Source organism: Robbsia andropogonis, assembly GCF_034047095.1.
Taxonomy (GTDB): domain Bacteria; phylum Pseudomonadota; class Gammaproteobacteria; order Burkholderiales; family Burkholderiaceae; genus Robbsia; species Robbsia andropogonis.
In genome coordinates, this window is the sequence record NZ_CP139170.1 from 994,092 (window position 1) to 1,007,290 (window position 13,199).

The 13,199-nt window shown below is 60.7% G+C and carries 9 protein-coding genes; 5 read left to right on the plus strand and 4 right to left on the minus strand.

All coding sequences use genetic code 11. The annotated features are described in order from the left end of the window. The first annotated feature begins 48 nt into the window (after positions 1 to 48). The 3 genes from SJQ66_RS17885 to SJQ66_RS17895 all read left to right on the plus strand — a co-directional run bounded on the left by SJQ66_RS17885 (position 49) and on the right by SJQ66_RS17895 (position 4,471). Positions 49 to 1,041 (plus strand): NUDIX hydrolase, encoded by a 993-nt coding sequence (locus tag SJQ66_RS17885; protein WP_081764820.1) that lies wholly within the window; start codon positions 49 to 51, stop codon positions 1,039 to 1,041. A gap of 49 nt (positions 1,042 to 1,090) precedes the next feature. After that, positions 1,091 to 1,960 (plus strand): formyltetrahydrofolate deformylase, encoded by an 870-nt coding sequence (gene purU, locus SJQ66_RS17890; protein WP_024902533.1) that lies wholly within the window; start codon positions 1,091 to 1,093, stop codon positions 1,958 to 1,960. A 291-nt stretch (positions 1,961 to 2,251) separates the two neighbouring features. Further along, positions 2,252 to 4,471 (plus strand): hypothetical protein, encoded by a 2,220-nt coding sequence (locus SJQ66_RS17895; protein ID WP_024902534.1) that lies wholly within the window; start codon positions 2,252 to 2,254, stop codon positions 4,469 to 4,471. 3 nt (positions 4,472 to 4,474) lie between these two features. Here SJQ66_RS17895 and SJQ66_RS17900 read toward each other — a convergent pair whose 3' ends face one another. From SJQ66_RS17900 to SJQ66_RS17915, 4 genes are all read right to left on the minus strand, one after another. Continuing rightward, positions 4,475 to 6,466 carry a hypothetical protein gene (locus SJQ66_RS17900; protein ID WP_320535120.1) on the minus strand — a complete coding sequence of 664 codons (1,992 nt, stop codon included), beginning with the start codon at positions 6,464 to 6,466 and terminating at the stop codon, positions 4,475 to 4,477. A gap of 145 nt (positions 6,467 to 6,611) precedes the next feature. Continuing rightward, on the minus strand, positions 6,612 to 7,652 hold the full coding sequence (locus tag SJQ66_RS17905) for an AI-2E family transporter (protein ID WP_046151997.1): 1,041 nt from the start codon (positions 7,650 to 7,652) through the stop codon (positions 6,612 to 6,614). Positions 7,653 to 7,738: 86 nt separating this feature from the next. Beyond that, positions 7,739 to 10,603 carry an excinuclease ABC subunit UvrA gene (uvrA, locus tag SJQ66_RS17910; protein ID WP_024902536.1) on the minus strand — a complete coding sequence of 955 codons (2,865 nt, stop codon included), beginning with the start codon at positions 10,601 to 10,603 and terminating at the stop codon, positions 7,739 to 7,741. A 118-nt stretch (positions 10,604 to 10,721) separates the two neighbouring features. Then, the gene (locus tag SJQ66_RS17915; protein ID WP_157684945.1) at positions 10,722 to 11,156 is read right to left on the minus strand and encodes a hypothetical protein; all 435 of its coding nucleotides are present in this window, start codon (positions 11,154 to 11,156) and stop codon (positions 10,722 to 10,724) included. On the opposite strand from SJQ66_RS17915, the gene SJQ66_RS17920 reads away from it, so the two are divergent. Together SJQ66_RS17920 and ssb are read left to right on the plus strand one after the other, a co-directional pair. Next, complete coding sequence (locus tag SJQ66_RS17920) at positions 11,144 to 12,355, plus strand: MFS transporter (protein ID WP_024902537.1); 1,212 nt, start codon at positions 11,144 to 11,146, stop codon at positions 12,353 to 12,355. The genes SJQ66_RS17915 and SJQ66_RS17920 overlap by 13 nt on opposite strands. Positions 12,356 to 12,539: 184 nt before the next feature. Beyond that, positions 12,540 to 13,112: a single-stranded DNA-binding protein gene (ssb, locus tag SJQ66_RS17925; protein WP_046151889.1), complete on the plus strand. Its 573-nt coding sequence runs from the start codon at positions 12,540 to 12,542 to the stop codon at positions 13,110 to 13,112. The last annotated feature ends 87 nt before the right edge of the window (positions 13,113 to 13,199 follow it).

Below are 13,199 nucleotides of genomic sequence, written 5' to 3' on the forward strand. Positions count from 1 at the left end.
CGGGTGCTCCCGGCAAACCTGGCTTCGCGACCTATGGGGATGGGCGGCATGAATATATCGGACAATACATTGGACGCGGCGCGGGAGCGGTTGACGGGCGGCCCGACGGGTGCGCCGGCATGCATCGCGGACGCGCGTTACTTCGATCCGAGCCGTTTCTGGCGATTCGAGATCAACGGTGTCCGCGTGGGCTGGGTTCGTCACGATGACGTCGCGCGTCTGGCGCGCTGGCCAGGGTATTTCGCTTTCGTGCCGGGGCGGCGTGCGATCGACGGCGGCGCTGAACCGACGCGCGGTGCGGACGAAGGGGGCGCCGTCTTTGACAATACGCAAGGCGCGGGGGTCGTGATGCTGGCGCCGTCGCTTGCCGACGAGCCTGCGCGCACGCGTGCGCTGGGCGAGGTCATTGCCACCTTGCGCGACGACGGCCGAATCACGGGTTGGCGTGACGAGATTTTCGCGATCCGCAATACGTTCGATGATCCGCCGCTGGCATTCATCGAGCGGGCCGCGTCGCGGTTCTTCGGCACGATGACGTATGCGGTACATGTCAACGGGGTGCAAGGAACGCTAGCCGACGAAGCGGGTATGTCGATGTGGATTGCACGGCGCAGCAACGCGAAGGCCGTTGATCCAGGGAGGCTGGACAATTTGGTGGGCGGCGGCATCCCGTGGGGCTGCAGTATTGCCGAGGCCCTGGTCAAGGAGTGCTGGGAGGAGTCGGGTATCGCCGCCGCATTGGCGGCCACCGCAACGCCTGGTGGCATACTTCACGTCTTGACCGAAATCGACCAGGGCGTGCAAGCCGAGCAACTGTTCGTTTTCGATCTGGCGTTGCCGTATGATTTCGTGCCGCATGCCGAGGATGGCGAAGTGGCGGAGCATCTTCATGTCACGCTTGCCGATGTGCTCCTTGCTATCGCACGCGGCGAGATGACGATGGATGCCAGCATCGCCACGCTGGATTGTGCGTTGCGTCGGGGCTGGATCACGGCGCAGCACGCAATGGGATTCGGTGCGCTTTATAGCGCGCCACTATGATACGTTTCAATTTAATCAAGCAATAGTAGAGAGTTGAGGGAAGCATCCTATGTCAGCGCGCCACGATTACATATTGACGCTGGGTTGCCAGGACCGCCCGGGCATCATTCACGCCGTGACAGGGTTCCTGTTCGAGCGTGGCGCCAACGTGCTGGATTCCGCGCAATTCGGCGATGCACACACCGGGCGTTTTTTCATGCGTGTGCACTTCGAGGAGATTGGCGTGGAGGCCGGGCATGCATTGTTGCTGCAGGCGTTCGCGCCGCTTGCCGAGCGTTTTGGCATGCAATGGGAACTGCATGCGATGGCGCACAAACCGCGGGTCATGTTGATGGTGTCGAAGATCGGGCATTGCTTGAACGATTTGCTGTTTCGCTATCGGACCGGTCAACTACCGATCGAGATTCCGGCAATCGTGTCGAATCACAAGGACTTCTACCAGTTGGCGGCGTCGTACGATATTCCGTTTTATCACTTCCCGCTGATGAACGCGACGCCGGAAGGAAAGGCGGCGCAGGAAGCGCGGATCATCGAGGTGCTTGAAGAACAGCAGATCGACCTGGTGGTGTTGGCGCGATACATGCAGATTTTATCGCCGGCACTCTGCGAGAAACTCACCGGGCGGGCCATCAATATCCACCACTCGTTCCTTCCCAGCTTCAAAGGTGCGCGGCCGTATTTCCAGGCGTTTGACCGGGGTGTGAAACTGATCGGCGCAACCGCGCATTATGTAACGACGGATCTGGACGAGGGCCCGATCATCGAGCAAGGCGTGGAACGTGTCGATCACAGCATGAACGCGGAACAACTGACCGCGATCGGTCGCGACGTCGAATGCGTGACCCTGGCACGCGCCGTCAAATGGCACGTCGAGCACCGCGTGCTGATCAATGGGCATAAGACGATCATATTTTCGTAGCAGCACGGCAATCGGCCGCAGCGGTTGATGGCCGTAAGCGCATTATTTCCACCGAAATCGTCCATTCGATCGCCTGCCTTTTGACGCGGCTCGATTCGATTGCCTGACAGCGTTTGGCGGATTGCCGGATGTTGGCCGTGTTCGACCCCGTGGGGCCAAGGTACGCCTGCTTGAACGGCGTGGATGCACCGGCGAGACGTGTGAGGATTGGCCGAATGGCGGAGCCTCGCCTGGGTGCGTCAAAGCAGCAAGTCTGCGAAGCTTTCTGCTTGCACACATTCGGATTCTATCGTGAAAGCCTTGCTGAGCATCGACGCTGCGAACCAATGGACGGAGCGCGCAAGACGCTTGCTCGTTGATGCCGCATGCGATGGGGGACTCCTGGAAGGGCAGGGCGAATCTGTGACTCCGGCAGGCGCTTCGGTGCCGTTGGTTGTTGGTGAGATGCTCCGGCGCACGCGTGATGTCGCGATGCCTGCAAGCGCACCGATGGCGATGACGGAGCGAATCGTCGTGCTCTTGAGCAACGATGGCGTCAGTCAACGTACAGCGGTGAAGGAAGTCATCAATAGCGGGGCGACTTGGCTGGTGGAGGCGCCTGACGGGCAGATCACCGATGCGCTCCGGGTATTTCAGTGGGTGCCGGGCACGGAGGATACCGTGTCGGTCACGCGCCGTTTCGCGCAAGAGAGGCCCGTCGCGCGTAAGCTGGCATCGTCGCAAGCATGGCGAGAACCACGGGTTTGTCGCTTGCTTAACGGGCAATTTCAGAGCGTCTCCAGATCGTGCTACAAGAAAATGTTGTCCGGGACGGATATCCCGTTACGCCTTTATATCGTTGCGCACGGCACGACGCGAGGCGAGTCCGCAGCGGTGGGCGTACGTCGCACGCTGGATCGTGTGGACGCGCCCGACCTGGTGGGTTTCTTGATGCGCAACGTGTTCAGGCATTTGCCGGGCAAGGGAAAATCACACACATCCGGTGTAACCATCGATATGGTGGCATGCGCGTTGTCTGTTCCTGGGGAGTGCTTGACGGATGCTTCCTCCTTCGTTGGTTGCTTTCTGAAGGCACTGGCGGATTGCGACCCTTCGCTGGCGGAGCGATCAACTATTGTCGCCAGCACATTCAAGATCGGCTATCCCGCTCATGGCTTCGAACGTGCGCAGCAGATCACGATCAGCGGGCGCGATTTGATCTTTCCAGAATCCATGTTGACCCAATTTGGCATTTCGCATCGCTTCATGGCGATATTGCCGAAGGCCAGCCTTGGCCGCCGGGAACCGATTCGCATTTCCTTCGTGCAACATGATTTCTTGCAGCAAGAGTTCGTCGTGCTGGATGCCTTCGTAGCCGCGTATGAACATTGGCAACGCGTTGAAGGTTGGCATGCACATGAGCTGTCGAGTCGCTTTGTGCTGTTTGAGTTGATGGCCGATCTCACTTTCACCCTCGATCATCCGTCTGACATCGCCATCGTGCGGACGTTTGTCGAACGGCTGATGATTCGCCGGACGCCATCGATGTCAGTGCCGAGTGAGGGGACGAATGCCACGGTATCCATCGAGGGTGGGACCACGGAAGGGGTTGCGCCAATGAGCGAGGTCTTAAGCGGAGCGCATGATGATCGGTCCGTGTTCGAGCGTACGACCTCATTGCGGATCGACGGGGGAGTGATTCGGTTGTTCGCCGATGCCACCAGTCAAACGCCGCTAGCCGTGTTCGATCTCAAGGATGATATCGGCTTGTTCGGTATTACGCTTTTCAAATATGCAACGTCCACGCATTTGATTGATGAGTTGTCGGATGCGGAGCGACAGACCTTGCGCAGGTACTTGCTGACGCAGGTGCGGTTGTTGGATAACGGTATTTATCGGTGGATCGGGGTCCCCGAGACGGGTCGGGAGTTTGTCGCGCGTTGGCGTGGCCGGTGGGCGGCCGCGCCAGATGACCAGATGGCGCGTACACCGCCTGGTTACATGGGCGGTGAACTGTTCAACGCACTTCTGAAAACGGCGTGGATACACGGACGTACCGATGACGTGCAAGCGCTCGCCGCGCTGACATTGCCGGGAGGGGTGTTCGATGCGTCGTCGGCGGTGATGCGCCTCAACGGGTTCAACGAGCAGGCGGGTCTTCACATCGGACGCACGGGAGGCTGGTACGTACATGCCCGGCATGATGGTGTGCAGGGCTGCCGTGCCATACCCCGATCAGCTGAATGGGAGGTCGTCTTTGGCGAGATTGGGGCGGCGGTAGGTAGCATGATCCGGGCGGACCTGATGAAAGCGGATGATCTTCGGTGGCGGCTGCTGAAGATGGCGCGCGATACCGTTGCAAGCGGTCACCCCAATCCTTTGCTGTCACGGAATGACGGCCTGAGCGTGTCGACGTCCGCAAGTCATGCGGGATCGACGGGGATTGATCCGGCGCTCAGCGCATCGAGTGTCTGGCAGCGCGGCTTGTCAGGACGCGCGTCCTATTTTCCCTGTACGCCGGCACGGCGGTGATTTTTAAAGTCGCGTGATTTCATCGGGACGCATACGTTCCGATGGCAGGGCGTTGGCGGAAATGTCTGCGTTGCGGTGTGCGCGATTTTCTTCGCCAGGCGCGATGGCGAAGTGTGCGTTGCCTTCCTCCATCCGTGCTATTGCGGCGTTCGCGTTTTGTGTTGTTGTATCGTTCCCATTGATTTCCGTTTTTGGTGCTTCAGAAATAGAGAGGCTTGCCGCATTTGCACGTTTCAACATGGCGGAATGGACTTTCTCCGTTTCGAGTAGCGCACCGAAAAGGCTGTTTATGGGCCAGACCCACGTTGCCACGCCATTGTTCTGGGGCATACTGAACCCGAGAAACTTATCGATGCCCAGGTTCGAGTACAGTTCGGCATGCCGTGGCATGGTTTTCATGTAGCGCATGCGCTCACGCGCGAACGCGCTAAACGAGGACCATCGATAGCGGGCGCCGCGGTAGACGAAACTGGCCCCGGCGATACCGTTGCCACCGAGTTGCAGTAGCGGCATCACCCCCCCGAACGCCATCACTTCCGTGAAAGTCTTTGCCGCCCACCTCGAGAAAAACCATGGCACGGCCTGCATGTGCGCGTTCTCGATTGCAAGGAACAATCCGGCACGGGTGTAATGCATCCCGATGAATGTGGTGAAGATCACCGCACACCACGAGAGCACGGTGCGACGCGACGCATTCCCTGGACCGCTTTCACCGGTCAGACCACAGGTGATCAGCATTTCCCACACCTTGTCGACGATGAACCCGACGACTTTCCCCACGGTGCCGGCGCGATCGGCGAGCACGGATAATCCGACACCGAGAGCGTATAAGCCCGCATAGACGGCGTGCTTCAACGGGGTGTCGCGGACGCGATAGTGCCGCAAGTGTCGGACGGCATACATGACCGCGACACACATGCAAAAGATGGCCGTCAACCATGGAAGATGGGGCGCCGCGGAAAAGGGTATCAGATCCCATAACAAGAGCAACGCGCCAGCGCTGATGTTCCGCAAAGCGGCGAGTGCGGCATTGCCGCGCATGGCGGCCCACAGATTGTGCCGATTCAATGGCTGGACGATATTGGCTTCGGTGTCCTTGGCGACGGTTTCATTGGTGTTCTCGGTGGCGGTATCCTCGGAGCGGCCGGGCCGCCGCGATAGCCACTTTACTGCGCTACGTGCCGACGTCGCAAGGCGATGCAAACCACGGTTCACGGCATCCGCGACTGCACCGAGGTCATCGTATATTCCCTCTCGTCCGATGCGCGTATGCAGCGGGCTTTCGCCTTTTTCGGGGCGCGAGAAATCGTGGATCCGGGCGGGGGCGATCGGTTCCTCCACGAACGCCTCGCGGTCGAGTCCTTCGAAAGGCGAACGTACGTCCTGAACGGGTGCGTTTGATATGCGATTGACGGGATTGCGTGCGATCGGCGCTTGCAGGTGCGCCCCATGTCCGCGCTGGGCGACGTCAGGAAACGCATGCATAACGCGGATTTCGATCGGTGGCGGCACATATTCGACGGCATCGCCTTGATCCGCCACTCCCATTGGCGCGACAGGATCACCCTCGGGACGCGTGTCGAAATGGGCCAGGGATGCGACAACTGACTGGAGCAACCCTTCCACCGTGGCCTCGACTTCCGTGGTGAACAACGCATTCGCGGCTGCCGCCATTCCAGTGTCGACGGTAATCGAGGCGCGCATCGGTGTCTCGCCAATCACGGATGTACGGTTTATGGCGCGCGCGACAGTCGCGTGGGCGTCACCGCCCGTTGCCTCGGTTGGCGACGAATTATCTCCATCATGCGATGCCGGGTCTGTCGGCGAAACCATTTCCCACGCATCCAAATTCGCCTTGTCCAGGCGTGCCGTGCCAGGCACCGATAGCGGTTGGTGCCAGCCGCGATGCGCGCCGGTCCGCGACATCTCACGGGCAGGTATCACGCGCTCCAGGTGCGACGGGGTATCCCCCGACAGCGCATCAAATCCTCGCATTATCATCGTCTCCGGTCGCGGGAAAACACGATGCACTATAGCGATGGCGGACAGGCGCGGGCAGTTGGCCAAAAGGCCTTGCCGCGAGATGGCGAGCGCGTGTCGTCTTGGCGATGACGCGCGCCAGCGGCGCGCCGTGCCGGGATCAAACGAGTTGTTTCAGCCGTAGCTCGCGCTTGAGGTAGGCATAGAAGATGGGGGCCGCCACGACACCGGGCAGGCCGAATGCCGCTTCCATCGCGATCATCGCCAGCAGCAGTTCCCACGCTTTGGCTTCAATCTCGCCACCGACGATGCGCGCGTTCAGGAAGTATTCGAGTTTGTGGATCGACACCAGGAACACGAAGGCCGCGATGGTCGTCGGCAAACCGACCGATAAACCGGCGACGATGATCAACGTATTCGAGATCAGGTTGCCGATGACGGGCAGCAGTCCGACGATGAAGGTCACCATGACCAGCGTTTTCGACAAAGGCAGGCGCGTATGAAACAACGGCAGCAGCACCAGCAGGAACAGTCCGGTGAAGAGGGTATTCAGCGCGGAAATCTTGACCTGTGCAAACACGATGCGGCGGAATGCGTCGGCCAGACGCGCGAAGCGCGTCATGAGCAGGGCCGCCAGCGGGCGTCGCGCCGTGGCGTCGGACGCGTCCACGGCAATGATCGCGCCGATGATCATGCCTAGCACCACATGCGCGAACGCACGTGCGACTTCGCGTCCCGCCAATTGCAGCGTTGACATGTGCTCATGCAGCAAACTGGCCGCCGCAAGGCGAATGTCTTCGATATCGTCCGGTAGATAGCCATCGACCCATTCGGGCAAATGATCACGCGCCTGATCGATGACCTGCATTGTCTTATCGAGCAGGTGCGGCATCATGCTGGCGTCCGCCTTGAAATGCGCGATGATCATGAGCGTCAGAACGGTCAATGCGCCGACGATGGCCGCCGACAAGACAGCCAGCGCGAGCAGGCGTGCGCGACGGCCGGACACGCGCCGGGCAAGGACGGGGGCCAGCGTATTGATCAACTGGTAGACCAGCAGGCCGGCGAGCAAACCGCCAAGCAGGTGCAAGAGCAGTACACCAAGCAAACCGGCGCCGACCAGCACGAAACTCACGGCTTCCAGCCAGCGTATTGGTGGTTGAGCAGTAGGCGTTGCGTGCCCGCCGAGGGAGGAATGCATCGGCGCGCCCGCGCCATGACCGCCCTTGGGTCCCGAGCCGGATGTTCCTTTTGGTCCCGCCGTGCCGCGCTTGCCGTCCACTTGTACTATTTCCTTGCCAACAGCGATGCCAGGTATTTACCGGTAAAACTGGCCGGTGTCGCCGCAACCTGTTCAGGCGTGCCTTGCGCGATGATCTGACCACCACCGGCCCCGCCTTCCGGGCCCATGTCGATGCACCAGTCGGCGGTTTTGATGACGTCCAGGTTATGCTCGATGATCACGATCGTGTTTCCCTGCTCGCGGAGGCGATGGATCACCTCGAGCAGTAGTGCAATGTCGTGGAAGTGTAGCCCGGTTGTCGGCTCGTCGAGAATATAAAGTGTGCGGCCGGTATCGCGTTTGGATAATTCCAACGACAACTTCACGCGCTGCGCCTCGCCACCGGATAACGTCGTCGCGGATTGGCCGAGTCTTACATAGCCCAGTCCGACTTCGAGCAGCGTCCTCAGCTTGCGTGCCACCACCGGCACCGGCTTGAAAAAGTCATGCGCCTGCTCGATCGTCATTTCCAGCACGTCGCGGATATTCTTGCCCTTGTATTGAATCTCAAGCGTCTCACGGTTGTACCGGGCGCCGTGACAGACGTCGCAGGGCACGTAGACGTCGGGCAGGAAATGCATTTCCACTTTGAGCACGCCATCGCCCTGGCAGGCCTCGCAACGGCCGCCTTTGACGTTAAACGAGAAACGGCCTGCTTCGTAGCCCCGTTCCTTTGCCGCGGGCACGCCGGCGAACAATTCCCGGATCGGCGTGAAGACGCCGGTGTACGTCGCCGGGTTCGAGCGCGGGGTACGGCCGATTGGAGACTGATCGACCGCGATGACTTTGTCGAAATGCGACAAGCCTTCTATGGCCTCATGCGGCGCGGGTTCGGCGGCCGACCCGTAAAGATGCTGGGCGATGGCGTTATAGAGCGTGTCGTTGATCAGTGTCGACTTGCCCGAGCCGGATACGCCGGTCACGCAGGTCAGCAGGCCCACCGGCAGGTCCAGGGTGACGTGCTTCAGATTGTTGCCGAATGCATCGACGATACGAAGCTGGCGTTCGGGGTCGGGCGCGCGCCGGACCTTCGGCACGGGAATGCCTAGCTTGCCGCTCAGGTAGCGGCCCGTCGTGGAGTTGTCGTTCGCGACAATTTCGTCAGGGGTGCCGCGTGCCACCACCTGACCGCCGTGGACCCCGGCGCCAGGGCCCATGTCAACGACGTAGTCGGACGCGCGGATCATGTCTTCGTCGTGTTCGACGACGATGACCGAATTACCGAGATCGCGCAGGTGCTTCAGTGTCTCGATCAGTCTGTCGTTGTCGCGCTGATGCAGGCCGATCGACGGCTCGTCCAACACGTACATGACGCCGGTCAGTCCGGAGCCAATCTGCGAGGCGAGCCTGATACGCTGCGCTTCACCGCCTGACAAGGTGTCCGCACTGCGTTCCAGTGACAGGTAATTCAGGCCGACATTATTCAGAAACGACAGGCGTGCGACGATCTCCTTGATGACCTTGTCGCCGATATCGCCCTTTGCACCTTCCAGATGCAGTTCCTGGAAGTAGATAAGGGCATCGCGCAACGGCATCGCGCCGATACTGTAGATCGCACGGGCCTGGTTGCCTTCTCCCACGCGGACAAAGCGTGCCTCGCGCCGCAGGCGCGTGCCGTCACAGCTTGGGCACGATTGGATGTTCTGGTACTTCGCCAGTTCCTCGCGCACGGCAGTCGAATCCGTTTCCCGGAAGCGGCGTTCCAGGTTCGGAATAATGCCTTCGAACGGGTGCGAGCGAACGGCGGCCTTGCCGCGCTCGTTGATATAGGAAAAGGGAATGTCTTGATCGCCCGATCCATGCAACAACATGTCGCGGATAGCGTCCGGCAACTGGTCGAACGGCATCTCGATGTCGAAATCATAGAACGCCGCCAGGCTTTGCAGCATCTGATAGTAAAACTGATTACGACGATCCCACCCCTTGATCGCGCCGCCTGCCAGCGACAGCGACGGATGGGCGACCACACGCTTTGGATCGAAGAACGTCTGTTGGCCCAAGCCGTCGCAGGCCGGGCAGGCGCCCATCGGGTTGTTGAACGAGAACAGCCGTGGTTCCAGTTCCTGTAGCGAGTACGAGCAGATCGGGCAGGCGAATTTCGTGCTGAACACGTGTTCGCGGCCACTGTCCATCTCGATGGCCAGCGCGCGGCCATCGGCCAGCCGGACGGCCGTCTCGAACGACTCGGCAAGCCGTTGCTTGATATCCTCGCGGACCTTCAACCGGTCAATGACGACGTCGATCGAATGTTTTTCGGTTTTCTTCAGCTTCGGCAGGTCGTCGACATCGACGATGCGCGCTTCGCTGTCATGCACCGCCCCGCCGCCCGAGCGCACGCGGAAGCGGACAAAGCCTTGCGCTTGCATGTCGTCGAACAAGTCGGTGTACTCGCCCTTGCGGTTCGAGACGACCGGTGCGAGGATCATCAGCCGGGTATCCTCGGGCAGCGCGAGCGCTGCATCCACCATCTGGGAGATGCTTTGTGCCCGCAACGGGACGTCGTGGTCGGGGCAGAACGGTGTACCGACGCGTGCAAACAACAGGCGCAGGTAGTCGTGGATCTCGGTGACGGTGCCCACGGTGGATCGCGGGTTGTGAGACGTGGCCTTTTGCTCGATCGAGATCGCGGGGGACAGGCCTTCGATCAGATCGACGTCCGGTTTCTCCATCAATTGGAGAAACTGGCGCGCGTAGGCCGACAGGCTCTCCACGTAACGGCGCTGTCCTTCCGCATAGAGCGTATCGAACGCCAATGAGGATTTGCCAGAGCCGGAGAGGCCGGTGATGACCACCAGCCGGTGCTTCGGCAAATCCAGATCGATGTCCTTCAGGTTGTGCGTGCGCGCACCGCGGATGCGGATTTCTTCCATGAAGCTGGTCAGATCTCGGAAGGAACAAACCTGCTACTATAGCGACTTTTCCGGCACGCCGTAGCGGGATGGTCGTCTCGCGTCTTTTGCCGCCCCTGTTTCGCCGACGGCGCCGTTTTCAGATCAGGGGTGCCCGCGCCCGGATGGCAACGCTTGCGACTGGCTGACAAGCCAGCTTGCAGATGGCTTTCCCAGGGGCTTGCGCGCCTGGCTGGTAACCGCCAGAAAAGAAGAAAGCGATAGCGCCCCACGCTTCCCATAGAGTCAATACGCGACAAATCGTCACCCGGCCATGGACGGCCAGGTGACGTAGCATGCCGATGTACGGTGAGATCATGCCGACGCGCGGCGCCGCGGTCCTGGTTGCCGCCTTGCCCTTTGTGTCTCGCCGTCCCGCGTCATGCAGGCTGTAGACGGTGCCACGGAGGCGAGTCTGTGCGTGGCGTCTCGCCGGTGCGCGCGGGGGCGTCAGCGTCTTTGCCCGCGTTGGTGCGCCTGGAGCCTGGGGCGCCGACCCTTGCCTGAATTGCGGAATTTCCGATGTCACACTCACACGCATCATCCACCGGCATGACCGCGCTGGAACGGCGCGCGACGTTGTCGCTTGCCGCGATCTTCGCATTGCGCATGCTTGGGCTGTTCATGATCATGCCGATCTTCTCGATCTACGCCAAGACGATCCCCGGCGGTGACAATACCGCGCTCGTGGGCCTGGCGATCGGCATCTATGGCCTGACCCAGTCGTTGTTGTATATCCCTTATGGATGGCTGTCGGACAAAATTGGCCGCAAGCCTGTCATCGTCGCCGGGTTGCTGGTGTTTGCGCTGGGTAGCGCCATCGCCGCGCTGGCGCCAAACCTGGAATGGATCATCGTCGGTCGCGCCATCCAGGGTGCCGGTGCCATTTCGTCCGCCGTCACCGCCTTTATCGCCGATTTGACGTCCGAAGCCAATCGGACCAAGGCGATGGCAACGGTGGGGGCCAGCATCGGCGTGTCGTTCGCGGTCGCGATCGTGGCCGCGCCTGTGGTGTATCGCTGGATCGGGATGGAAGGGCTGTTCTCCGTCATCGGCCTGCTCGCGATCGTGGCCATCGCCGTCGTTTTGTGGGTCGTGCCGGATGCGCCGAAGGGGGCGCCGACAGTCCGCACGCCGTTCTCCGAAGTGTTCCGCAACAGCGAGTTGTTGCGAATGAATTTTGGCGTCTACGTGCTGCACGCAACCCAGACGGCGTTGTTCGTGGTATTGCCCCATATGCTCGTGTCGACGGGGCTGCCGGTGTCTTCCCATTGGATGGTGTATCTCCCCGTAATGGGGGTTGCCTTCGTTCTGATGGTGCCGGCGATCATCGTCGCCGAGAAGCGCGGCAAGATGAAGCCGGTGATCAACCTCGCGATTTTTCTTGTGCTGATTGGTCTACTGGCAATGTTATGGGTGCCTGATACGATCTGGTCTATCGCGATCGTGTTGCTGGTGTACTTCACCGGATTCAATATCCTGGAGGCATCGCAGCCGTCGATGGTATCGAAGTTGTCGCCGGGACCGCGCAAGGGCGCCGCCATGGGCGTGTACAACACCCTCCAGGCGCTGGGCTTGTTTTCCGGCGGCGCGCTGGGCGGCTGGCTGGTCAAAAGCCATGGCGATCATGCGGTGTTCCTCGCAACCGGTACTTTGGTTCTGGCATGGCTTATCATTGCAAGCAGGATGAAAGCGCTACCGGCGACCTCGAAGACACCGGTGGGGCGCGCTTGATCGTTGCCTCGGCACAATTGAGGTGGCACTCAGCCTTTTGAAGCTTGTCGATACCGTTCGACCTATGTATTAGTGAATCAGTGGCATCGATGCGCGACGCCGCCGCCACGCCGGGCTTTTCAGGCCTGGACGTGGCGGGCGGCGTCGTCGCACATCGGGCCCAACCGAACCGCAAGGAGAAAGCATGGCATCGGTCAATAAAGTCATCATCGTTGGCAATCTCGGTGCCGATCCGGAGGCGCGTTCGTTCCCGAACGGCGGCAGCGTGACCAATATTCGCGTGGCTACCACGGAGCGCTACAAGGATCGGGACGGCAATTTCCAGGAAAACACCGAGTGGCATCGGATCTCGCTGTTCAACAAGCTGGGCGAGATTGCGAGCCAATACTTGAAAAAAGGCTCGTCGGTGTATATCGAAGGACGCATTCGTACGCGAAAGTACCAGGACAAGGATGGACGTGACGTGTACGCCACGGAAATCGTCGGCGACCAAATGCAGATGCTTGGTGGCCGGAGCGGTGGCGGTGGTGGCATGGGCGGCGATGAAGGCGGCTATGGCGGTGGCGGTGGCGGGGGAAGCTATGGCGGCGGCCGGTCCGGCGGCGGTGGCGGCGACGGCGGCTTTTCACGTGAGCCGGCTGGCGGTGGTGGTGGTCGGGCAAGCGGCGGCGGTGCCGGCGGTCGCTCGGGGGGATCGGGCGGCGGCTACAACTCGCCGAACCCGGGTTTTGATGCCGATGACGACATCCCGTTCTAATAGCTGAAACGCGTATTTTTGTTGACTGAAGCCCGTCTGCCTGGTGCACGCGGGCTTTTGTTTTGCCATCGCCACCCGCGGCGTTTC

Excerpts from the sequence above, each read along its gene's own strand:
- ssb (WP_046151889.1), top strand. The coding sequence starts at position 12,540 with ATGGCATCGGTCAATAAAGTCATCATCGTTGGCAATCTCGGTGCCGAT.
- SJQ66_RS17920 (WP_024902537.1), top strand. The coding sequence starts at position 11,144 with ATGTCACACTCACACGCATCATCCACCGGCATGACCGCGCTGGAACGG.
- purU (WP_024902533.1), top strand. The coding sequence starts at position 1,091 with ATGTCAGCGCGCCACGATTACATATTGACGCTGGGTTGCCAGGACCGC.
- SJQ66_RS17885 (WP_081764820.1), top strand. The coding sequence starts at position 49 with ATGAATATATCGGACAATACATTGGACGCGGCGCGGGAGCGGTTGACG.
- uvrA (WP_024902536.1), bottom strand. The coding sequence starts at position 10,603 with ATGGAAGAAATCCGCATCCGCGGTGCGCGCACGCACAACCTGAAGGAC.
- SJQ66_RS17905 (WP_046151997.1), bottom strand. The coding sequence starts at position 7,652 with ATGCATTCCTCCCTCGGCGGGCACGCAACGCCTACTGCTCAACCACCA.
- SJQ66_RS17900 (WP_320535120.1), bottom strand. The coding sequence starts at position 6,466 with ATGCGAGGATTTGATGCGCTGTCGGGGGATACCCCGTCGCACCTGGAG.